The organism is Lentzea sp. NBRC 102530 (assembly GCF_030269365.1).
GTDB lineage: Bacteria > Actinomycetota > Actinomycetes > Mycobacteriales > Pseudonocardiaceae > Lentzea.
The window spans coordinates 1-24154 of the sequence record NZ_BSTF01000033.1 but is presented as its reverse complement, the minus strand read 5'-3'; the positions used below and the strand labels follow the sequence as shown (position 1 = coordinate 24154).

The window sequence follows — 24154 nt, the reverse complement described above, 5'->3', positions numbered from 1 at the left end:
ACAGTAGGTGCGTTGTGGGCACTGTTGCCCAGTCGTCGTGGAATAGAGGAGCAAAGGGAAGGGCCTGCTGCCCCTTCTGTTCTACTAGCTTGCACACCGGCACTCGATGCCTCACGGCGTCTGACCGCAGGCACTGCTCGACCTGTCCGTCGACATCGCGACTGCGGCCGTACAAGCAACGACCGTCGATGACAGGGGTGAAGTCGTTGTCCGCTAACAGTAGAGCGGCTCGCAGCACTCGAGTCAGTCCACATCGGACAAGCCTCGTCAGGCGGTGAACCCGCACCTCCGGCTGTCGCGGCTTGAGGCTGTTCATGGCGGCTTGCCGGCGCACCAGCTTCCCCGACTGGCTCGGCTCAACCTCGGGGAGGAGCGCCGGCGCCGAACGCGAGGTCGCTCGCAGGTCGACCCAGTGCGGGCGACGCCTCGGACTCGCTGTCCGAACGACGCATCCGCCTGCCCGCGCACTTACCGCACACGATGCGTCGCAGGTCAACCGCGCAGCGCGAGATCTCCCGTGTCGAACGTGGCCGGAAAGGCACATCTGTCGTCCCTTTTGGGCACATGTTTCGCTGTGGGTACGCATAAGCCCAGCTGGCCGCACGCGGGCAAGTCCCACAAGGCGACTCGCCCGGCGTCTGACGAACCGTCATGCCGCGCGGCCTGGGAGCAGGCGATTCTACTGTCGGCGACGATCTTCGATGAAGTCGTTTACGCACGAACAGGTTCCTGTTACGCCTGTTTGAGGCACTCTTGAGGCTGCCTTGATTTCGCCGGGATGGCAGGCGTAGACAGTTGCTTGCGCACACACAAGTGTTTGCCCTTCCGCCTCCAGCATGAGGACCTCAGCTCTCCCCCATCACACGGCGATCCGGGTGATCGCGCGGTTCAGCGCACCCTGAAGCACGTACCTGAAAGGACCCGTTGTGGACGAATCACGCACTCCCGCCGCCAAGGACTTTCAACGGGATCTCAGCGCCGCCGCGGCCTTGACGGGCGCGCCGTGCGACGCGGAAACAGCACTGGCGGCGTTCGCGGCGTTCCCCGAGCCGTTCCACACAGGATCGGTTCTGTGGCGCAGTACCGACCAGCCGAACGCGCCGCTTTCGTATCGGGTGTTCCCCTCGGAACCTGTCGACACCGTCGAACGTGCCGTCGCGTGTGGACTTCTTCCTGCCGATCACGCGCTGCTCCCGCTCGCCCGGTCCTGGGCGGACCTGTACGACGGCAGGACGCTGCATTCGTGCTCGTTCGACTCCGACTTCGGTTTGGCGAAGACCTGGTTCTACTTCGGCACCAAGCGCCCGCATGACGAGATACTGGACGCACCCGGTGTGCCGGTCCCGCTGGTCGCGCGAATCGGGGACTTCGCCGCGACGGGCCTGCGCCGCATCAGCTTCGCCGCGGTCGACTGGCGGGCCGGGTCCGTGGTGCTGGACTTCGACATCGACGGTCCACTGTCCCGTGTGGACCTCGACCGGTACACCGCGATGGCCGGTGCCGCCGATGTTCCCGACGACCTCGCCGAGACCGTCGTGAAGCACATCTCGCGCGACTACTGCGTCGCTCTCGCCCTCACGGCGGCCGACGGCGATGCCTTCGATGTCGGGTTCTCCGTGCTGGACGTTCCCGTGAGTGCGCTGCCACGCCTAGCTGAACGACTGACGAGGTTCTTCGGTGACCTTCCGGTCGGGTCGAACGAGTTCAGCGTCCTCGGCTGGTCGTTCGGTCGCCGAGGTTCCTATGTCAAGGCGGAACGGCAGTACCGAGGCGACATCCGGACCCTGCTCGAGATGTGGTCGAAGCACACCAACTGATGTTCGACGAGTGGACAGGTGCAAAGGGGATGAACATGACCAAGAGCACGCAGCCGGCTGACAACCAGTTCCAGCCGCAGAGGTCGTTCGACGACGCCGCACAGGCCCGCGTCTATCTGAAGTCCCGGTTGTGCGGTGCCTTCTGGCACTTCGCGAGCCTGGGGTTCGACGAGGGCATCGCCGGAATCGTCACCGTGCGCGACCCTGAGGACGTCAACACCTTCTGGACCAATCCGATCACGGTGCCGTTCGCGCACATGACCCCGGACCAGCTCATCCGCGTCGACGGAGCCACCGGACTCACAGTGGAAGGTGAAGGTGTCGTCAACCTTCCCGCGTTCTCGATCCACGCCGAGATTCACGCCGCCCGACCCGACACGCAAGCGGCCATCCACCTGCACACGACCTACGGCCGCGCCTATTCGAGTCTCGGCAAACTGCTCGAACCCATCACGCAGGACCACACCGCGTTCTTCGAGGACCACGCGATCTTCGACGACTTCACGGGCATCGTGTTCGACCGTGTCGAAGGCAAGCAGATCGCGGCGGCTCTCGGCGACTGCAAGGGCGTAATCCTCCAGAACCACGGGCTGGTGGCCGTGGCGGAGACGCTCGACGCCGCCGTGTGGTGGTTCACGATCTTCGATACCTGCTGTCACATCAGCCTTCTCGCGGAGGCCGCCGGGAACCCAGTTCCGCTCGACGACGATGTCGCCCGGCTCACCGCCGAACAGATCGGCAATCACCAGGTGGGGTACGCCAGCGCCCAGCGCCTGCTCGCCCGCGCCGTCGGAGCCAGAACCAACATCGGAGACCGTTCATGACCACGGACAACGCACTGGCCACAGGACTGTTTTCCCTCAGCAACCCGCAACTCATCCTGGACCCGTACCCGACCTACACGGCGCTACGCCGCAACGACCCCGTCCATCAGTCCTCAATGTACGGTGGCTCCTGGGTCATCTTCTCCTATGACGACATCACCGCGTTACTCAGGGAGCCTCGGCTGACGAACAACCGGGCGACGCTTCCAATCAAAGCGCTTCCAGCGGAACAGCAACAAGAGTTCGCCGACATCGTGCCTGTTCTGACCCGGTGGGTTGCCTTCTTCGACGGCCATGATCACCATGTTCGCCGCCAGCATATGAACGCGGTGTGCGACCTGTACTCCAGGGACGTGCTCGTCCCGGTCATCCAGAACGCGATCGACACGCTCCTGGACAGGTGGACCGGACGGCACGACCTCGTCCAGGATTTTGCACGCCCGCTTCCGGCGATGGTAATCACCAAACTGCTGGGCGCCTCGGACAACGACCATGTGCAGCTCGCCGAGTGGTCCGACGACATCGCGTACCTGTTCGGAGCCAGCAACCTGACCGTGGAGGACCTGCGACGGGGTCAGCGCGCGATCCACGACTTCGCCGAGTACCTGCTTGAGCACACGGTCAACGCGATGCGCGCCCACCACCCGACGATGATCACCAGACTCGCCGAGGAGGACACCGACGGCTTCCGGTTCGTGCTCAACGAAGCCTGCGCCCAGGGGATGTTGCTGATGTTCGCCGGTCTGGAGCCGATGCGCTACCTCCTCGGCAACGCGGTGTGGTCGCTGGAGTCCCACCCCGAACAGCGGCATCTGATCACGGAGAACGACCGGACTCTGCATCGCGCGGTGGAGGAGTTCCTTCGCTACGACGGGCCGGTCCAGTACATCGGACGCATGGCTGCGGAGGACTTCACCTACAAGGGCCACCGGATCGAGGCCGGGCAACCAGTGCTCCTCTACGTGGGCGCGGCCAACCGGGACGAGCACCACTTCCGCGATCCGGACACGCTGGATCTCACTCGCCATCCCAATCCGCACCTGTCGTTCGGTCGTGGGGCGCACAACTGCATCGGCGGCACGTTGGTCCGCACGCAGACAGCGATGGCGTTGCGCGCCCTGGCGACGCGATTCCCCGCGTTGCACGTGGTGCGGGAGGTTTCTCCCGTCTACAACACGAACCTGGGGTTCCGCGGGTTCAGCTCTCTCACCGTCCACACCGGACTGTGAACTGACGCCTGGGTGGACGCTCGGGCCGGCGGGCCGAGACCAGTGCACGCCTTCTCCGGACAGCCGTCCGCACCATGTGTGCTTCCGCTCGACGTGAAGCCCGCTCCACTGCCAGGAACTCGCACTCCCAGGAGGCCTGATGAGCACCTTCAACCCGTTGCTGACGTACGACGCCGCGTCGGTGAACTACCTCGACGTCCGTGAACGAGTCGCACCGTTCTGCCTCGACGAGGTCGTCTCGGAACTGCGGTTGCGGCCAGAGGATCGAGTGCTGGACATCGCTTGCGGCCCTGGGGGAGTGGCGTTGCGCGCCGCACGGCAGGTCCCCGGCGGCAAGGTCATCGGATGCGACATCTCCGCGCAGATGTTGCGACTGGCCAGGAGCCGTGCCGAGGAGCTCGGCATGGAGAACGTGACGTTCGAGCACGCCGACATGAACCGGCTTCCCTACGAGGCGGGCTCCTTCGACGCGGTCGCGTGCAGTCTGGGGATCTTCTTCGCCGATGACATCGCCGCCGCGCTGAACACGGCCTGGAGACTGGTGAGGCCGGGCGGCCGGCTCGTCGTGGCGACCATCGGGAGGAACATGTTCGCTCCCGTGTCCGATCGCTTTCTCGACCTCGCCCAGACCCACCAGCACGACCTGGCCGTCGACCTGCCGTGGTGGCGAACGAGTGACATCAGCCGGATTCACGCCCTGCTGGCCGAAGCCGGGGTGACGGGAGCTCGCATCACCCACCACGACTACGTCACGCGGCTACCACAGCTGGACGACTGGTGGCAACTCGTGCTGGGCAGCGGCTTTCGTAACATCGCCATGCGGATGAGCGAAGATTCACTCAAGCTGATCCGGACGGAGGTGGACGAGTGGATGCGGCTCAATGACATCAACTCGCTGACGACCGGCATCAACTACATCACCTGCACCCGCACCGAGTAAGCGCGCGAACGACATGGAGCAGAGAGGACCAGCGCCTTGTCCCTTCGTCAACTGATCAAACGTACAAGCGCATTGGCCTTCGTAGCCGCGATAGGGCTCAGCGGCTGCACCGGTGGTGGTGACGACGGCGGTGGCGAGATCACCCTCACCGTCGCGACGTTCGGTGACTTCGGGTACAAGGAGTTGTACCGGCAGTACGAGGACGCGCATCCCGGAATCAAGATCCAGGAGCGGGTGTCCGACTTCGAGTCACACCATCGGGGCCTGGCTCCCGCCCTGGCCGCAGGACGAGGTGCGGCGGAGATCGTCGCGCTCGAAGAGCAGTACATGCCGCAGTTCCGGGCGTCCAAGGACAAGTTCGCGAACCTCGCCGACTACGGCGCGACCGAGCTCAAGTCCCAATGGGTGCCGTGGAAGTGGGAGCAGGGCGTCACCGACAACGGCAGTTTCGTCATGGGCCTGGGCACAGACATCGGCAGTCTCGCGATGTGCTACCGCCGGGACCTGTTCGAGAAGGCCGGACTGCCCACGGACCGCACGCAGGTGTCCGCACTCTGGCCGACCTGGGAGGACTACGCGAGCACCGCTGACCGTTTCAGCGCTGCCACCCCCGACGTCAAGTTCGCGGACTCCGCGGGCAACATCTACGCCGCCATCCTCAACCAGGCCGACGAGAGCTTCTTCTCCCGTTCGGACGACGCCTTCATCGCCGACAGCAACGCCAATCTGAAGCGAGCCTTCGACATCGGAGGTGCGATCGGTGCGAAGGGACAGACGGCGAAAGTCTCGGCGTTCACCCAGCCGTGGTCGGTCGCGATCAAGCAGGGCTCGTTCGCGACGATGACGTGTCCCGCGTGGATGCTGAACCTGATCAAGGAGGCCAGCGGCGAGGAGAACACGGGCAAGTGGGACGTGGCGACCGTGCCGGGCAACAGCGGTAACTGGGGAGGATCGTTCCTGACGCTGCCCAAGCAGGGAAGGCACTTGCGCGAGGCGTACGACCTCGCCCAATGGCTGACCGCGCCGGAACAGCAGAAGAAGGTGTTCCTCGCGGCGGGAAGTCTGCCCAGCTCGCCCAAGGCCTACACCGATTCCGAGGTGCTCGGCAAGAAGGACGCGTACTTCAGCGACGCACCGGTCGGCGAGATTTTCGCGGGCTCCGCGGACAGCCTGCGGCCAAACTATCGAGGCGTCCAGGACGCGAAGGCGAGGCCCAAGTTCGGCGAGGCGCTGGGCAGGGTGGAAGAAGGCAAGCAAAGCGTCGCGGACGCGTGGACGATCGCGGTGGCCGAAGCGAGGGATGCGACGAAGTAGCCAAGGCCGAACGCGGCCCCAGCCTGGCCGGTCACCGCTCGTCGGTGCTCGCGCCAGTCGCGTGGTCGTGAGTGGTCATGGATGCCGGGCCAGGTGGCGAAGGACGAACGAGGTGCCACCTGGCCCCGCATCGGAGCCGCTCAGGTCACCAGACCCGCTCGCATGGCCACCGCGACGATCCCGGCGCGATCACCGACCAGCAGTTTCCGTCCGATTCTCGTCATGTGCGACTTGACCGTGAGACTGGAGAGCCGCAGCTCGGCGCCGATGTCCGCATTGGTCATTCCCTCGGCGACCAGCCGGACCACCTCGACCTCCCTGGCACTCAACACGTCGGGACCTGCCGCGTCCCGGACCGGCTGAGGCGCCGAGGCGACCGGCGCCGACGGGTTGACCAGCCACCCGTCGGCACCCGCCCTCACCGCGAAGCGAAGTTCGGCCGGCCTCTTGCCGGAGGTCATCGCGATGACACTGGACCAGCCACGGCCTTTAAGCAGACCCAGCGCGTGATAGGCGCGGTGCGACAGATCGACCACCGCCACATCTCCAGCGGGGACATGGTCTGCGAGCCGCATCATCTCCGTGACGTCTTCCGCCTCGTAGACGATGTCCACGCCCATCGATACGAAACGCCTGACCATCGCGTTTCTCAGCGCTTCATCAAAAACGGCGAGCAACGCGCTGCCTGCCCGAGCCGCGCGTTGTCCGGCGGCCTGCCTCAGGTTCTGGTTGCACGTGAATGACATCGAGCGGACTCATCTCCTCTTGACCGGATCGCCGCGCCACTCGCTGCGAGAACTGCTCGGCACACCGAGCGGCCATGCCTGACCAGCGACGGGAACCAGGTGAGGCGTGGGAAGGTGTTCCGTCCACACGCCGTCTTCCCGGTCGTCATCCTGGATGATCTGTCATGGCAGGTTCGTCGACCTCGTCCAGAAACGGGTGCACGATGTCGTCATCGTCCGCGGCGTCGGCGAAGTCCTCCCAGTCCATGTTGGACAGTGACAGGTTGTTCTCGATCTCCTGGATGGCGGCGGGCACCGCTCGCAGCGTTTTGCCTCGGTCGTCCTCGTTCAGAGCGATCACCAGCACGGATCGCTGAGGACACGACATCGTCCGTTTGTCGGCGACGACCAGAACGGCCCATGACGAGCCTTCGGGAACATGCTCGGCCAGCTGAGCCGCAGACAGGCCCGCGAAGGCGACATCGTTCACGACGTCCACATCGGCGTGGAACACCTCACCGACCACCAGTTGGCGTGGCGCCAGCACGGCGTCGCGGACGGCGATCCAGTCCTCGTCGCTGCCGAAGTCGGTACGAACCAGCGGCACCGACTCCAGTTCTGGCAGCAAGGGTCCGGCAGCGGTCGCCGACAACCGCTCCGGGCATCTGCTGTCCTCTTGGGACTGGAGACGCGTCGACGCCGAGCCGAAGCCGGGATGGTCGCGCAGGTACCCGTTGCGCCACATGATCTCGCCGGCGGCGTCGAGCAGCTCCACGTCGCCGCAGTCCCGCACGACGAGCTGCTGGGGACGAAACGGGTGCGAGAGCGAACTCAGGTCGTGCCACGGCTTGCGGACGCCCCAGAGGTCAAGGCCGTCGAATGTGCCATCCCACCGGAGGAAGAGGCCGTCGGCCTCCAGCACGAGCCTCGTGACGAACGCGTTCGGATAGGCTGGCGGAACCGGACGGGACCAGGAGGTGACCAGCCCGTTCGGTCCGTGGAGGAAGGTGCCGGCGTGCTGACGGTCGTGAACCAGCACGTACTTTCCGTTGGGGGAGGTCAGGCTTTGATCGCCCAGGCATTGTCCGACGAGCAGGCGGTCACCGCGCCCGACGGGGAACGGCGGCGGTGTGACCTCCTGCTGGGTCGTGCCGGCGGACCAGACGACCTCGTCGCGAGCGTTCACCAGGACGACGTCGCCATCGTCGCGGACTTCGAGGAGATCAGCGCCGAGGCCGGCGGTATTCGTGGCCCACAACGGAACGCCGTTCTCGTCGTGTGCCACCAGGTTGCCGTCGGCCTGCAGGGCGACATCGCTGACGCCAGTCCCGCGCGACCATTCCCCCTGCCGTGTGGGAGACGGCGTGACAGACCACCACAGCGGCTTCCGGTCGTGGTTGCGAAAGAGGATCAGATCCTCGAACCCGAAGTGTTTCAGCGTGAAGGCGTCGTTGAGCGAGGTCAACGACTGGCGTCGCAGACCTTCGCCGAGAGTCAACCGGTGCCCGCCGGTCATGGAACTCCTTGTCACGTCAGGAACGCGGGGACGAGGCGGAGCGAGCGTCACGAACCGCTCCGTCTCTCACGCTCGCGGCCGGCGTACGTCCGCGTGGTGCCGAAGAGGAGAAGCGCCGACTCATCCGGCGTTGCAGGTCGGCGTGCCGGAGAACCACTGGAGGCTGTAGACGAAGAGCCTTCCGCTGTCGCGGCTCCACACCCTGACGCAGGGCTGGCTGCCACCCGAGCCGTAGGACGCGATCTTCTGGAACGGGTTGACCTGGTTGCCGGCCCAGATCTCGAACAGGACTGGACCGCGTCGCACCGACTGGCAGGTTCCGGGTTTCGCCACGGCCCCGATGTCGTAGGAGTTGCTGCCCCTGACAAAGACGATCGCGGCGGTCACGTCACTGCCGCGAACAGCGCAGACGCGGTACTCCACCGTCGGCGCCGCGGTCGCGGGCAGACCGCTCGACAGCGTGAGTCCGCCCGCAACGCACAGCACCGCGGCGAGGCCTTTCAAGAAGGACGTGAATCGGTGACTCATCGACAGCCTTTCGTCATGTGGACCTCTGTGTCGTGGCCCTGGTGACAGTCTTGCGGTCACCAGAAACGACGCCAAGAAATTGTGCGCTGAGGTACCGGAAGGTCTGCCCGGTTCCCCTGGGGGGAACGGCGAGGACCGATTCGGCTCACGAAAGAGCGGAAGGATTCGCGGCCAGCGGACGATACGTGTACCTCAGGCGGTTCCCCATTCTGCTGGACGTGCGCAGCATGTTCCATATTGTCGTACTCGACGGCTCTGCCAGCTCACGTAGGAATCGTGGGCTACCGAGGAGCTCCGCTCTCGCCGCAGGGGTGAGGTTCACGAGACCGAGCCGGAGAAGCCGTGACGTCAGTGAAGATCCGGAAGGCGAGTTGAGGCCGAAGGCCGGCGAGCCCGGGGTGTCGAACAGGCCGTCCGAACCGTTCTCCCGCAGGAATCGATCGATGGCGTTCAGGGTTGAGACGAGCATTTCAGGGGTCATGGCTCTGCTGTCTGGACGCCATTCGACTCCTCCGGAAGGAGAACCCGCGACCGCATTTGTTCGCGTGGTGCGTTCCGAACTGACGAACAGGCTGCTGGTCAGCAGCATGTCGGAGACGAGCGAGCTGACATCGGCTCTGACCGCCGCGTCGCTCCCGGCGAGGGTCTCGTCAAGTGAGCGGAGCGAAGCCTCCACTCCAGGTGGAAGGGGCTGGTACTCGAACGTCGCCCTCAGTTCGATGAGCAACGGGACGTAGGAGTTCTGGCCAGCCAGATCCCGTGCCTGGCGTGACAGCGCGACCAGTTCCGATGGCGAGGCCGTGAGATGGGAATGCGGCAGGAGCGCGAGCAGAACGCCGTCCACCGCCTGCTCCTGCTGGGTCGCGCCGGCCGCGTCCACCCGGATACCGACGTTGTCCGCTGCCGATCCGGGATCGGTCAGGGTCAGCACCTTGATGCGCACCTTGCCCGTTTTCTCCGCCGCGTGCAGCTTCTTGCTCTCGCTCTTCATTTCGTGCTCCAGCATGGTGCGCACGAATCGGAGCTGCCGTTTGTCGGAACCGCTCACGGTGAGCGTGTGAACGGGCTTTCCCTGCTGATGTCGGGTGGTTTCAAAACGAACGGCCCAGCGTGCGAAGGAACGAATCCTGGTGGTGTCCGTCGCGGAAATGGCAGTGTTCGACGCATGGTTGACCGAAAGCGTCAGCGAAACCGCCTCAGGTGTGCTGTCGGAATCTTGTCGCTGGTTCTTCTGCACAGCCGTCGCGGTTTCTCTGGCCGCACCTGTGGCGGAGGTTTCTCCGTGGTCGGGGTTGGGGATGGTACGGGGTGCGGCGCCGCCGGGGAGTCCGCGTGTGCGTCGGACGCCGTGCTTTTTGGTGAGTTCTTTGGCGAGTGCGGTGGCGTGGGTTTCTCGGTCGGCTTCGCGGGTGCGGAGATCGAGTAGTGCGGCTGTGACTACTAGTCGGATGTTGGAGATGAGCCATTCGGTTCTGGCTTGTTCGGGGGTTTGTTCGAGTGGGAGGGCGGTGGGGAGTGGGACGAGTTGCCGCGCCCGGTTCTCGGCCTGCTCCAGCAGGTCGGGGGGTGCCGCGTGCACGATGGTCTCGGCGGCCTCGATCTGTTGCAGCCAGTCCTGATCGTCTTCTTCGTGTTGGTGCTGGCCGGGTGGCGGTGAGCTGTCGGTGGCGCGTTGTTTGCCCTTGGCGTGGGAGTTGGGGGTGTTGTGGTTTTCGGGTGGTGGTTGGAGTGCGTGTTGGATTGCGGGGAGGTGGTGTGTGGTGAGGCCGTGGTGGGTGAGGTGGTGGATTTCGGTGGTGTGGTTGGTGGTGTGGGGGGTGAAGATGCCGATCATGAGGCCGTAGGAGTAGGCGGTGATGGCGTGGGGTTGGCCTGGGTCCCAGTGGAGGTGGCTGGGTTCGTCGCCGGGTTCGAGGGAGATGGTGTGGTGTGCCTGGTCTGGTGTGGGTGTGGGGATGAGTCGGAAGCGGAGTAGTTCGCCGGTGGGGAGTTGGAGGGTGGCGCGGTTGTAGTACATGTCGATGACGTGCTGGGCTTGGTTGATGGTGGTGCGGAGGGTGTCGGGGTCGGTGTCGGGGTTGGTGGTGAAGTGGGCGAGGACGGTGATTTCGAGGACGCTGCCGGGGCCGTGGCCGGCGTGGCGTGTTTCGAAGGCGGGTGTGGTTGAGGGGAGTGTGGGGTGGGGGTGTTGTTGTGCGGGGGTGTGGGTGAGTCGGTCGCGGTTGTAGTTGTGTGGTTCGGTGAATCTGACCTGGAACTCGGGTTGGGTTTGGAGTTCGAGTGGTAGCTGGTCGGGACTGAACCCGAGCACAGGCCAGTCGTCGACCTGGTAGCCGGGAGGAAAGGCGCCCGACGGGCCGTTGGAAACGTACAGCGGGGCGGGTGGCGTCGCGTCGGAATCGTAATTGGACGAAGGCAGCGAAAGTCCGGGAAAGTAGACCTCGTAAAGCGAGGCGCGCGTGGTTTCCTCGTTCGCGAGGTTGTATCTCCCAACGGGAACCATGAGCTTCAACACGAGATCATCGGACAGCGACATGCGGGTGAAGCGCGACCAGCTGTCGAAAAGCTTCTTCTTCTCGCTGTCGGTGAGGTGAACCGTTCCGATGCGGAAGAGACGTGCCCCGAGCGGGGTGCCAGGTTCGGAACGCATACCGAACACCGGCGAGATCGGATCGGTGAACAGCTTTCTGTGGTCGTTCTCGGCGAGATAGTCGACCAGCTCGCCGAGAATCTTGTCCACCTTGGTCGCGGTGACCGGCGCCAATACGTACGTGCGCGCGCTGAACGGATCAGTGGGATCACCGAGCGGGTGGTTCATGTATCTGAGCGAGGCGGCGATGACCAGGTCGCCGACGAACGTCCTGACGTCGTCGGCGATGTCGTCAAATCTCGTGAGCAGGTCGTGCAGGGCGTTGAGGTTGCCCTCGGTTCGGGGCATTTCAAGCAGGGTTTCGTCAAACTGAATCTCGGGTTCACTGTGTTCGTGACGCCAGCGGGCGGATGTGGTCAGCTCTGAGAACTCCGCGGCCGTCCTGTGGAGGTCCGCCACCGGGAGCATCAGCGTGTCCAGCCTGCGGGTGGCGAGAACGTGGGCGTCGACGGCACGCTGCTCGGGGGTGATTCCGGCGGGTTCGGCCACGATCTCGAAGTGAGCGGTTCCCGGAGTGCCGCCGCTCTGATAGTAGACAGACGGCGAGATGATGATCTCGGGCAGGTTCGGCTTCGCTTGCCGGAGCTTGTCGAACTCCAGCGTGAAGTAGCTTTCGAGGGCATCTCGCGCGTTGTGCGGCCACATCGAGCGCGACTCGTCCAGAAGATGGATCGAAGTACGGTCGCTGGTCCTGAATCGAATCTTGATGTCGGGGAGTGTCGACCCTTCTGCTGCTCGCTGGGCGGCCCCCGGGGCGAAGTCCCTGGCAAATCTACGCAGAACTTCGTGCTCCTCTTTCGACAGTTCCTCGCGGCGGGACACTCCTGGCGACATGGTGAAACTGCGCGGGAGACGGGAGGGAACTCCCGTCATTTCGTTCAGCATGTGGCCGTACACGCGTCTGAACGGTCGATTCGAAGAGTCGCCCTGGAACAGCATCATCGGCAGGACGTTCTGGATCTCCCTCTCGATGTCCGCGCTGTCGAGTCTCTTCAGGACGAGATCCCGCTGTTTGTTGTCGAGATTGACGAGGCCGACAAGCAGATAGAGCATCGGTGCCGCCTCGTCGTGTGCGGAGGAAAGTCCGTACAACGGAGAGGCGAATGACGTGAAAAGGTCGGACGATGACCGCTTCGACAGGAACAGGGTGGCCTCCTCCAGGATCTCGTCCAGCCGAGCGGGCGTGATCGGATCGATCTTTCGCCCGCGCGAGGTGATGATCAGGGAAGCAGACACGATCAGGTTCGCCATGACCGATCGAACCAGGTTGTCCACGGCGACCGGCGTGGCGTCCTCTCGGAGTGCCTTGTCGAAGAGGCCCAGTCTCGCGCTGGTCTCCTGGCTCAACGGGCGATACGTGTACCGCGCGCTTGAGAATCCGGGTAGACGGATCTGCTGGAGGTTCACTTGGTTTCGGGTGATGTCGAACAGGGCGCGCCTGCTGGTGAGCCGGAGGTTTTCCAGCGGCCCGGTCAGTCGAAGGTAGGCGTCCATTGCTCGTTCGACGGAGTCGTTTCCGACGCTGAGGGTGATTTCGAACGCGGGTTTGTTTCCTTGGCGCTTCTGGTGAACGGTGGGCGCGGCATTCGTGACTCGTACATCGAGCGAGAGCGTTCGGGGCGCCGGTGCGCTCAGGTCGGCCTGTGCCGCGACGATGTGTTCGTAGATCCGCATGTGAAGGGGAGACGTCTTCGACTGAACGTCTCCGGTACGCAGGAGCGAGGACCTGAAAGAACGACCGAACTCCATCGGATCGGTCGCGGTGAAGACGATCTCGGCCGGGGTGTCCTCTCCGAGTGCGGAACGTGTGTCGATTTCGGCGACCATGTCGCCGATGGCCGCGGCGAGTTGCCTGTCCTGAGTCGTGGACAGTTTGCGCGCCTTCTTGTCGAGATCGATCGCGTGCCTGGGCGAGTGCGAGATCGCCTCGAAAAAGGTGAGCGGCTTCTTCGGGTTCGTCGTCTGCTCGGCGAGTAGGGCGGCGGACTCCATGACCTGGCGCGCGGGATGGAGAAGGTGGTCGAGCATCGCCGGGTCCTGGAGCAGCAGGAGGAATCGGGGGCTGGTGACTACCTGCTTGAGCACGGCGCGGTCGAGAAGGAGCAGGCGTGATCGGACGAGTCGTTCGTGAAGTGGTGCGTCGTCCTCGGACGTCAGGTGGTAGGTGACCGAGTTGGGGTTGTCGAGCAGAGAGGTGATCGATCTCCCGCCTATGGCCTGCCCGAACGTCGTGAAGATTTTGTTGCTGATAGTGGACGGGATGTGCGCGAAGGAGGAACGGGATGATTTCTGTGGGCTGTTCGCTGGACGGCGTAGTTCCAGGGTGGACGTGGTGAACAGGTCAAGCAGAAGCGATTGTGTTCTGGCTACGTCCGCTGGGGAGATCGAGCCGTCGCGCGAGAATGAACGCCATCCCGTCGTGATGGTGTGAAGTGCGGCCTTTGTACTTGTCGGGATGTCGACTGCTCGTAGCTCGAAGCCTGACTCGTATGCGAGGCGTTCGTACTGCCTGATCCGTTCTCTCAGCTTCCTCTCGTTGAGGAAGGGGGCGGCGCTGACGGCGGTTCTGATGTAGTCGGCCGAGTCGAATGCCGCGTTGCGCGGAGGATTCGGTGAAGAGTTGGGCGCTGGTCTCGGGTCTGGCCTGGCAGCGGCGGAGGCTGAGCTTTCGCCGGTCGTGGGGCCGTCGAGGGTGTCGGGATTGCTGGTGTGTTTGTGTCCGCCGGGGAGTCCTTGGCGTCGTTGGACTCCGAATTGGCGGGTGAGTTGTCTGGCTTGGTCGGCGGCGGTGGTGTCGGAGTTGGTGAGGAGGGTGTGGGCGACGACAGTGCGGATTTGGTCGATTTTGTTTTGGATGTCGATCTGTTGCGGGGTTTGTGTGTTCTTGCCGATGAAGATGGTGCCTTCGGGCAGCGGTGCGAGTTGTTGCGCGCGGCGAAGTGCGTGGTCGACTTCGGCTGGGTCGGCCTCGTTGAGTGCGTGGTGTGCCTGGCGGACCTGGTCGGCCCAGTACGGGTCGGCGGCGTCGAGTCCCGCGAGCGGTTCGGCGGGGACGCCAGGACTGGGCGCTTGACCGAACTCGGTTGAGTGGGCCGCGGTGTCTCTGGGCGCGCCTGAGATGGAGGCTTCTCCGTCGCGGAAGTCCGGTTGAGTTTGAGAGGCAAGGCCACCGGGGAGGCCGTGCGTGCGGTGGACACCGAAGCGCGTGGTGAGTTCTCCGGTCAGTGTCCTGGCGTTCGACTCCGGGTCGGACAGGTTCTGGGACAGGTCATGGAGCAGCGCCGCCGCGACCACGAGGCGGATGTTCGAGATCACCTGTTCGGTCGAGGCGAGCTCGGCGGAGGGGTCGAGAGGAGTCACGGAGGAAAGCGGGACGAGTTGCCTGGCCCGGTCTTCCACGTGTTCTCGTTCTTGAGGGGCTGCCCAGCTCAGAGAGAGCTCGGCGAGCGCGATCCGCTCGTTCCACTCCTGGTCCTGGCTGTTCGGGCCAGGTCCGGCGCTGCCGGGTGAGGTGGTTGTGTCGTCGGTGGCGCGTTGTTTGCCCTTGGCGTGGGAGTTGGGGGTGTTGTGGTTTTCGGGTGGTGGTTGGAGTGCGTGTTGGATTGCGGGGAGGTGGTGTGTGGTGAGGCCGTGGTGGGTGAGGTGGTGGATTTCGGTGGTGTGGTTGGTGGTGTGGGGGGTGAAGATGCCGATCATGAGGCCGTAGGAGTAGGCGGTGATGGCGTGGGGTTGGCCTGGGTCCCAGTGGAGGTGGCTGGGTTCGTCGCCGGGTTCGAGGGAGATGGTGTGGTGTGCCTGGTCTGGTGTGGGTGTGGGGATGAGTCGGAAGCGGAGTAGTTCGCCGGTGGGGAGTTGGAGGGTGGCGCGGTTGTAGTACATGTCGATGACGTGCTGGGCTTGGTTGATGGTGGTGCGGAGGGTGTCGGGGTCGGTGTCGGGGTTGGTGGTGAAGTGGGCGAGGACGGTGATTTCGAGGACGCTGCCGGGGCCGTGGCCGGCGTGGCGTGTTTCGAAGGCGGGTGTGGTTGAGGGGAGTGTGGGGTGGGGGTGTTGTTGTGCGGGGGTGTGGGTGAGTCGGTCGCGGTTGTAGTTGTGTGGTTCGGTGAATCTGACCTGGAACTCGGGTTGGGTTTGGAGTTCGAGTGGTAGCTGGTCGGGACTGAACCCGAGCACAGGCCAGCTGGCGTGCTGATAGGCAGGCGGCAAATCTGTGGAGTAGAGCGGAGCGGGCGTGTCTTCGTTTTCGATGTCGAAACGGGGTTCGGCCTGAGGCAACGGAACGCCGGGAAAATACAGCTCATGGAGAGTCGACCGCACATTTTCTCTGCTTACGGTGCGATAGTGCCCGCCGGGTGCCATGAGCCTCAGAATGAGATTGTCGGACCGAGAGGTTCTTGCGAACCGTGGCCAATTTTCGAAGAGTTTTCCTCTCTCCTCGGTGGTGAGGTGGATCGTTGCCATGCGGAAAAGGCGTGTGGAGAGTGGGTCGCCGGGTTTGGAACGCATTCCGAACGCTGGTGAGAGCGGATCGGTGAACAGCTTCCTGTTGTCGTTCTCGGCAAGAAAATCGACCATCTCGCCGAGAATCTTGTCGACCTCGGTCAAGGTGATCGGCGACAGTAGATACTCGGCATCCCCCGGATAGCGAGAGGACCGGTCGACCGGGTAGCTCCAGTATCTGATCGATGAGGCGATGATCAGATCCCTGACGAGTGTTCTGGTGTCCGACGCGACATCGTCTGCGAAGCTGTCGAGCAGGTTGTTCAGGGAATCCAGGAGGCCTTCGATTCGAGCGCTTGGGAGATAGGTGGGGGACCATTGGAGAATGTCGCCATTGAACTGGAAGTCGGGCTGTTTGTGCTCGTGCAGCCAGCGGGCGGACTTGGTCAGGTCCGAGAGCTCTGCGACAGTCCGTCGGAGTTCTGACGGTGGAACCGTCAGGTTGCGCAGATTTCGGGTGACCAGGCGATGTGTGTCCACGGCGCGCTGCTCGGGAGTGATCCCGGACGGCTTGACCACGACTACGAATCGCGTGGTCCCTGGGGTTCCGTTCCCCGAGCTGTAGATCGGCGGAATAATAGTGATTTCCGGGAGTTTCGGGTTCGCCTGCCGTAGTTTGGTGAACTCCTGTGCAAGATAGCTGTAGAGCGCATCCCGCGCCCTGAACTGCCACTCCATTTTTGGCCTCGGCAATGGTCGGCCGTCCGGGCCAAAGGCGATGGGGCTGTTGAAGACGATGTTGACTTCGGGAAGCGGGATTCCTTCGAGTGCTCGCCTGGCGGCCTCGGGGGCGAAGTTCCTGGCAAAAATCCGCAGAACACTCCGCTCGTCTTCTGAGAGGACTTTCGGGTTGGCGGCAACTGGCATGGTGAAGCTGCGGGGGAGGTTCGATGGGACCTCAAGCATTTCTAGCAGCATGTCGCTGTACACGCGCTTGAACGGCTGATCCGGTGAATCGGCGCAGAGCAGCACGGTCGGCACGATGTTGTTCAGTTCTCTTTGGACATCATCGTCGCCGATCCTCTTCAGGATTAGCGCGCGGTTTCGGTTCTCAAGATTGACGAGGCCGACGAACAAATAGAGCATCGGTGCGGGAGCGTAGTGGACGGAGGAGAGGCTGAACAACGGTGAGTCGTGCGCTGTGAAGAGTTCGGAAGAAGGATGATCCTGTAGGAATCGTGTGGCCTCTTCCAGGACCTCGTTCAGTCGGGCGGGGGTGATCGGATCGATCTGTCGATCGCTCGACGTGAGGATCAGGGAAGCTGATATCAGTAGGTTCGCGATCACTGAGCGGACGACGTGGTTGTCCGTGGCCAGCGCGGGGTTGGTTCGAAGCGCCTCGTTGAGAAGTTCGAGGCGAGTTCTGGTTTCCGGACTCAGCGGGCGATAGGCGTGTCGTGCGCTGAATCCCGGTATGTGGATGTTCAGGAGGTTCAGTTGGTTGTCGACGATGTCAGACAGGGATCGTCTGTCGGTCAGCTGAACGTTTTCCAGTGAACTGGTGACACGGAGATAGGCGTCTGTTGCTCGTTCGAAATCGATGTTCCCGATGCTGAGGGTGATTCCGAACGTTGTCTTGTCGTTCTGATGCCGCTGTTGAGGGTTGGGCTCGGACTTGACGATTCGTATGTCGAGTGAGCGTGTTCGAGGTGCCGGTTTGTCCATGTTGGACAGTGCGGTGACGAGGTGCTCGGATGCTCGCTTGTGGAGATGTGCGGTCTGTGCCTGGGAGAGGTCACTGTGCAGGAATGTCGAGCCAAGGGAGCGCTCCGGTCCCTTTCGTTCCGTCGCGGTGATGACGATCTCGGCCGGGGTGTCTTCTCCGAGTTTGGAGCGTGCGTCGACTTCGGTGACCATGCTGCTGACGGCCGCGGCGAGCTTTCGGTCCTGGTCTGCGGATATTTTGCGTGATTTCTTGTCGAGTTCGATCACGCGTGCGGGTGAGTGTGTAATCGCCTGGAAGTAGCTGAGAGGATTATTTGTATTTGTTGTCTCATTGATGATAATTTGGGCGGAGTCCCAGACCTCGCGCGCGGGTTGGAGAAGCCGGTCGAGCATTTCCGGGTCCTGGAGGAGCAGGCCGAATCGGGGGCTGGCGGCCACCAGATCGCGATTATACTGGTGGATAGATAGCAGGCGTGATCGGACGAGTCGTTCGTGGAGCGGTGCGTTTTCCGTGGACTCGAGGTGGTGTGTGGTCGAGTTTGGATCGTTGAGCAGGGAGGTGATTGATCCCTGGCCAATGGCCTTTCCGATTGCTATGAAGATTCTGTTTGCGGTAATGGGGCGAATGCGGGAGAAGTGGGAGCGGTCCGATTTCTGAGGGCTGCTCGCTGGACGGCGTAGTTCCAGGGTCAAGGTGGTGTACAGGTCGAGCAGGAGCGATTGCGTTCTGGCTACTTCCGGAGGAGAGTCCGTGTTGCCTCGCGAGAAGGACGGCCATTCCGTGGTGATGATTTCAAGGGCGGCATCCGTGCTTGCCGGAGTAATGACGGATTTCAGGTCGAAGCCTGACTCGTGTGCGAGTCGCTCGTACTGCCTGATCCGTTCTCTCAGCTTCCTCTCGTTGAGGAAGGGAGCCGCGCTGACGGCGGTTCTGATGTAGTCGGCCGCGTTGAATGCCGCGTTTGGCGGAGGGGTTGCCGGAGGGTTCGGGCCCGGTCTTGGGGCTGGTCGGGCGGCTGCGGTGGCCGAGCTTTCGCCGACGGTGGGTGTGTCGGGGTTGGGGTTGTAGACGTGTTTGTGTCCACCGGGGAGTCCTTGGCGTCGTTGGACTCCGAATTGGCGGGTGAGTTCTCTGGCTTGGTTAACCGCGGTGGTGTCGGAGTCGGTGAGGAGAGTGTGGGCGACGACAATACGGATTTGGTCGATTTTGTTCTGGATGTCGATTTGCTGCGGCGTTTGTGTGTTCTTGCCGATGAAGATGGTGCCTTCGGGCAGTGGCACGAGTTGTTGTGCGCGGCTAAGTGCACGGTCGAGTTGGGTCGGGTCGGCGTCGTTGAGTCCGTGGTGTGTCTGGCGGACCTGGTCGGCCCAGTGCGGGTCAGCGGTGTCGAGTCCTGCGGGAAGGTCGGCGGAGATGCCGTGTGCAGGGGAGTTGATGGTGCGAGCCGCACCTGTGGCGGAGGTTTCTCCGTGGTCGGGGTTGGGGATGGTACGGGGTGCGGCGCCGCCGGGGAGTCCGCGTGTGCGTCGGACGCCGTACTTTTTGGTGAGTTCTTTGGCGAGTGCGGTGGCGTGGGTTTCCCGGTCGGCTTCGTCGGTGCGGAGATCGAGTAGTGCGGCTGTGACTACCAGTCGGATGTTGGAGATGAGCCATTCGGTTCTGGCTTGTTCGGGGGATTGTTCGAGTGGGAGGGCGGTGGGGAGTGGGACGAGTTGCCGTGCCAGTTTCTCGGCCTGCCGCCGCTGCCGACGGGGTACCTCGTCCAGAACGGCCTGGGCCCGCTCGATCCGGTCAGCCCAGTCCAGTAGGTCTCGCAGGTCTCGGTTGCCGAAATTGGGGGATGAAGAGGTGCGGAATCCGGTGTGGCTCCGCTGTGCGGAACTGTCGTCGGGATCGGCGTCGGCGTCTTCCATGAAGATGTCGTCCTCGGCATCGCGGTTCTTTCCCTTGGTACGTGAGCTGAGCGTGTCCGAGGGTTCTGGGCGCGGTTGGAGCGAGTGCTGGAGTGCGGTGACGTGTTCAGCGGTAGGTCCGTGTGCGGCGAGCCGCTCGATCTCAGCCTCGTGGTCGGCGGTGTCGGGGTCGTGCAGGCCGATCATGAGGCCGTACGAGTAGGCGGTGACGGCGTGTGACTGGCGATGGTTCCAGCGCAGGTAGCCGGGATCGAGGTCTGGACCGAGGGCGATGGTGTGATGCGCAGTGACCAGCGGTGCTGGCGGTATCAGCCGGAAGCGGAGCAGTTCTCCGGTGGGGAGTTGGAGCGCGGCGCGGTTGTAGTACATGTCGATCGAGTGCTGGGCCCGCGTGATGGTGTTCCGGACAGCGCGGGCGCCGAGGTCGGAGGCCGCGAAAGCGGCGACCACGGTGATCTCGACGACGCCACCGGGACCTTCGCCGACGCGACGAACCTCGAAGGAAGGCGCCGTAGACGAGTGCGTGGGATGAGCGAGTTGCTGGGCGGGCGCGTCGGCCAGCCGCAAGCGGGAGTAGCTGAGTGGCTCGTCGAGGGTGAATCTGACCTGGAACTCCGGCTGGGTCTGGAGCTCCAGTGGTAGCTGGTCGGGGCTGAACCCGAGCGCGGGCCAGTTGTCGGACTTGTAGCCCCTCAGCACCATTTCGCCTGCGGAGTTCGTGACGATGCTGAGGCGCTGTCGGCCCGCGAAGCGGTCGACCCCAGGAGGAGGACCCCCGATTTTGGAGAAGTAGAGCGTGCGGAGGTCTTCCTTCAGGTGGGCGCCGTAGTGGCCCGAGGTCATGTCGAACCGCACCATGATCCTGTGTGCGAGATTGTCCTTCTGCGTCAGCTCCGCGAAGTGTTGCCAGTGGGCGAGAAGCTTGGTCTTCTCCTCGGGGCTGAGATACATCAGGCTGATGCGGAGAAGTCGTACGGGTAGTGGGGTTCCTGGATCGGAACGCATTCCGAACGCAGGCGAGTTCGGATCGGTGAAGAGTTTCCTGTGGTCGCTGTGGAAGAGGAACGCGATCACATCTTCCAGTAGTCCGTTGACATCGTTCCTGGAAGGGGCGGGCAACTGCCATCCGTGCCGGTGGTGGATTTCATTGTGAAACGCGGGAAAAGCCCTGTAGTGCATAGAGCCGAACATGATCAGGTCCGCGACGAGGCTCCTGACCTGAGACACTATCTGATCGTCGCCGAAATCGATGAGCCCGCGATTCAGGGTGTCCAGCAGTTCTTCCGTGTCGCTGATGTCCAGTAGTCCCGAACCGAAGGTGATGGTGTGGTTCTGAACCTCGACTTTCCACCGCGTGGACTGCATGAGGCTGCTGTACTCGGTGGCTAGTGTCCGCAGTTCCGAGACTGGGATTGCCAGTGTCTTCAGATGGCGTGTCGCGCGCAGATGGGTGTCGATGCCTAATTGTTCGGGCGTGAGGCCGACAGCCTTCGTATGGACTTCGATGTAGGCGAAACCGCGGCCCACCTTCCCGCTATTTCTGACTCTCACGTCGAAGATGATGGTCGGCAGCGTGGGGTTTTTCTCACGTAAGCTGCTGAACTCGCGCTCAAGGTGGTGTTCGAGAGTTTCCTTCATTTGGGCCGGCCAGCCGAAGTTGAGAAAATCCTCCCTGAGGTCCGAGTTGGCCGATGCGTTCACGTAGATCATGATCTCGCGAGGTACGCTCCTTTGCTCGGCGAGCCTGGCGACCTCGGGGGCATGGGACTTGGCGAACTGGTGGAGTTGTGCACGTTCCTTGTCGGACAGTGTTTCGTCTTCGGAAGGTCCGTGGAAAATGAAGAAGCTGCGAGGGAACTCGTAGGTGAGTTCACGTATTTCTCGTAGCGTGCTGCTGTAGAAAAATTTGAATGGGTAGTCTACGGAGGGTCTGTACAGCAGCAGCGGACGCTGCATGATGTTCCAGATTTCCCGCTCGATGTCGCCTCGCTTGACTCTCTCCAGCATCAGGGTGCGGTCGCTGTTGTCGAGGTTGGCGAGGCCGATCAGGAACTGAAGCATAGGCGTTCGTGTGTTGTGTGCGGTGGAGAGTCCGTACAGCGGTGATTCCAGCGAGTCGAAGAGACTTGAGGAAGGGTTGCTGGAGAGAAACCGTGTTACTTCGCCCAGTAGTTCGTTCAGGAACGCGGGTGTGATCGGGTCGTAGGTCGTGTCTGGTACCGACAGGGTGAGGGACGCCGAGAGAACCAGGGTGGCAAGCACCGGGCGGATCAGGTGGTCGACCTCGGGTGTCGCGGGGTTTCCTAGGAGCGCCTCGTTGATGTCCGCCAGTCTGGTTCTGGCGGTGGGGCCAAGGGGGCGATGCTTGAACCTGATTCTCGATCGGTCGTAGTAGTCTTGGTAGATCGCAAATTCCCGGATTGCCTGCTGGTTCAGTTGGTTCGACGCGATGTCGAACAAGTCCTGCCTGCTCCTGAGCCGGACGTTGTCGAGCTCTCCGGTCAGGCGAAGATAGGCGTCTGCCGCGCGCTCGGCTTCGCCGTTTCCGATGCTGACGTAGATTCCGATCTCTCCCGGAGTGTCGCCACGCCCTGGTAGGGGAGAGGTGACAGTCTGGAGTTTGGCCAAGGAATTCTTGCGGTAGGGATCACTCAGTTCCGAAGCTTCTTTCCTGATGTGGCGCTTGATCGTTTCGTGTAGTTGTCTTTCCTGTTCTGTTTTGGTTTTGTTGTTCGCGTTGTCTGAGTTGTCGGTGTGGTCGAGGAATTGTGGAACTTCTGATGTGATGACGATGTTGGCTGGAGTTTGTTCTCCGAGGCTGGAGCGCATTTCCAGTTCCGCGACGATTTCGCGCAGTGCTCTCGCGAGATCCTGTTCCTGCTGCGGGGAGAGGCTGGTCGATCGCCCGTCGAACTTGACGAGGTGCATGACGGAGTGCGGGACCTGCTCGAAGTAGGTGAGCGGGGCCTTCGCGTTCTTCACCTCGTAGATGAAGTTCGGTGCGGAGTCCGCAGGTGCGCCATAGGGGTTGAGCAGGTGGTCAAGCTGTGTCGGGTCTTGAAGTATGAGGTTGTATCGGGGGCTGCCGATTACCTGGCTGGCGGATTGGATGCTGATTATCATCAGGCGTGATCGGATGAGGCGTTCGTGAAGTGGCGCGCCGGCCGGTGATTCCAGATGATGTATGAGTATGCCGGGGTCGTCGAGCATGGTCATGATCGTGCGCCGGTACAGGGCTCGTTCAATGCTCGAAAACTGTTGTGTGCTTTCTTCCTGGGGTACCGCAGGGAACTCGGATGCGATGTATTTTTGGCGAGTTCGCGGGAATCGTCTGAGTGTCAGGGTTGAGGTGGTGTAGAGGTCGGTGAACAGCTCCTGAATTCTGGCGACTGATGCTGGAGAGGGTGATGCTTCGAGCAGGAAGATTTGCCAGCGCGTACCGAGTTCACTTAGTACTTCCTGCGTGTTGGTTTCCACAGGCTCGTGGATCAGGTCGAAGCCTGACTCGCGTGCCAGTTGCTCGAACTGCTCGACGCGTGTTCTCAGTCGGCGCTCGTCAAGGAAAGAGGCGCGCTTGAGCGAATCGGCGATGTAGGGTTCGCTGCTCGTTATCTTGGCGGTCGGTACGGCGACTGCTCGGTTGGTTGCGGTGGTCGCAGTGGTCGAACTTTCCCCGGCGGTTCTGGAGCCGTCGGCGGGATTGTGCCCGCCGAGAAGGCCGCGTCGGCGTTGGACTCCGAATTGTTTCGTGAGCTGCGTGGCCTGGTTGGCCGCGGTGGTGTCGGAGTCGGTGGCGAGGAGGGTGTGGGCGACGACCGTGCGGATCTGGTCGATCTTGTTCTCGGTGTCGATCTGGTGCGGGGTCTGGCTGTCCTTGCCGATGAAGATGTTGCCTGGCGGTAGCGGTGCGAGCTGTTGTGCGCGTCGCAGAACCTCCTCGCGCTTCCGTGGCTCCGCGTCGCGGAGTTCACGGTGCGCCTGGCGGACCTGGTCGGCCCATCCCTGCGTGGCGGCGTCAAGTCCAGCCGGCGGCTCGCTGGGAAAGCCGAACACGGGCATGTCGTCGGACAGCTCGTCGTCGATGCCGGAGGTGTCGGGGTCTGCGGGCGCGAGGTTCGAAGTGGTCGCGCGCTGTTTGCCCTTGTCGGACGTCGCTGCGGGGCGGGTGTCCTGGTCGGGCGGATTCGTGGCGGGCGAAGTCGATCCGAATGCCGGCTCGGCAGGTCCGTCGAACTCACGCTTCAGAGGCAGCCGCTCCCGCATGGGCACCTCGGAGTGAACGTCGGTCTGTGCGTCTTGCCGGACCGCGTCCTCCCGATCGCCATAGTCCTCTGTGGACTGTTCGGTGACGGGATCGGTTCGAGTGGACGCCGCAGGAGCGTGAACCGGCTGAACCTGGACGTTGTCGCCGACAGCGAACGGCGCGGGCGTGGCCTGGAAGTTCGTCGGCGGTGTGTTGCCGTTCGAACCTTGTGGCCGTTGTGGTGTCGGTGTGGCTGAGTTGCTGGTGTCGGTGCGTGCCGGGTTGGTTT

At 63.0% G+C, this 24154-nt stretch carries 9 protein-coding genes; 5 read left to right on the top strand and 4 right to left on the bottom strand.

From position 1 onward, the window contains the following. Nucleotides 1-926: 926 nt before the first annotated feature. The 5 genes from QSK25_RS44030 to QSK25_RS44010 all read left to right on the top strand — a co-directional run bounded on the left by QSK25_RS44030 (nucleotide 927) and on the right by QSK25_RS44010 (nucleotide 6124). Nucleotides 927-1817, top strand: a complete 891-nt coding sequence (locus tag QSK25_RS44030) for an aromatic prenyltransferase (RefSeq protein WP_285647543.1) — start codon at nucleotides 927-929, stop codon at nucleotides 1815-1817. After that, complete coding sequence (locus tag QSK25_RS44025; RefSeq protein ID WP_285647542.1) at nucleotides 1817-2641, top strand: class II aldolase/adducin family protein; 825 nt, start codon at nucleotides 1817-1819, stop codon at nucleotides 2639-2641. Before QSK25_RS44030 ends, QSK25_RS44025 begins: the two co-directional genes overlap by 1 nt. Then, nucleotides 2638-3870: a cytochrome P450 gene (locus QSK25_RS44020; RefSeq protein WP_285647541.1), complete on the top strand. Its 1233-nt coding sequence runs from the start codon at nucleotides 2638-2640 to the stop codon at nucleotides 3868-3870. Before QSK25_RS44025 ends, QSK25_RS44020 begins: the two co-directional genes overlap by 4 nt. A 139-nt stretch (nucleotides 3871-4009) precedes the next feature. After that, on the top strand, nucleotides 4010-4810 hold the full coding sequence (locus QSK25_RS44015; RefSeq protein ID WP_285647540.1) for a class I SAM-dependent methyltransferase: 801 nt from the start codon (nucleotides 4010-4012) through the stop codon (nucleotides 4808-4810). A gap of 72 nt (nucleotides 4811-4882) precedes the next feature. Continuing rightward, nucleotides 4883-6124 carry an extracellular solute-binding protein gene (locus tag QSK25_RS44010; RefSeq protein ID WP_285647539.1) on the top strand — a complete coding sequence of 414 codons (1242 nt, stop codon included), beginning with the start codon at nucleotides 4883-4885 and terminating at the stop codon, nucleotides 6122-6124. A 140-nt stretch (nucleotides 6125-6264) separates the two neighbouring features. Here QSK25_RS44010 and QSK25_RS44005 read toward each other — a convergent pair whose 3' ends face one another. The 4 genes from QSK25_RS44005 to QSK25_RS43990 all read right to left on the bottom strand — a co-directional run bounded on the left by QSK25_RS44005 (nucleotide 6265) and on the right by QSK25_RS43990 (nucleotide 23885). Then, a complete protein-coding gene (locus tag QSK25_RS44005; protein WP_285647538.1) occupies nucleotides 6265-6870 on the bottom strand; it encodes a helix-turn-helix transcriptional regulator in 606 nt (201 codons plus the stop codon). A gap of 145 nt (nucleotides 6871-7015) precedes the next feature. Beyond that, entirely contained in the window at nucleotides 7016-8365 is a 1350-nt protein-coding gene (locus QSK25_RS44000; protein WP_285647537.1) for a DUF6924 domain-containing protein, read from the bottom strand. Nucleotides 8366-8485: 120 nt separating this feature from the next. Then, nucleotides 8486-8893: a hypothetical protein gene (locus QSK25_RS43995; protein WP_285647536.1), complete on the bottom strand. Its 408-nt coding sequence runs from the start codon at nucleotides 8891-8893 to the stop codon at nucleotides 8486-8488. A 145-nt stretch (nucleotides 8894-9038) separates the two neighbouring features. Beyond that, nucleotides 9039-23885 carry a hypothetical protein gene (locus QSK25_RS43990; RefSeq protein WP_285647535.1) on the bottom strand — a complete coding sequence of 4949 codons (14847 nt, stop codon included), beginning with the start codon at nucleotides 23883-23885 and terminating at the stop codon, nucleotides 9039-9041. Nucleotides 23886-24154: the final 269 nt, after the last annotated feature.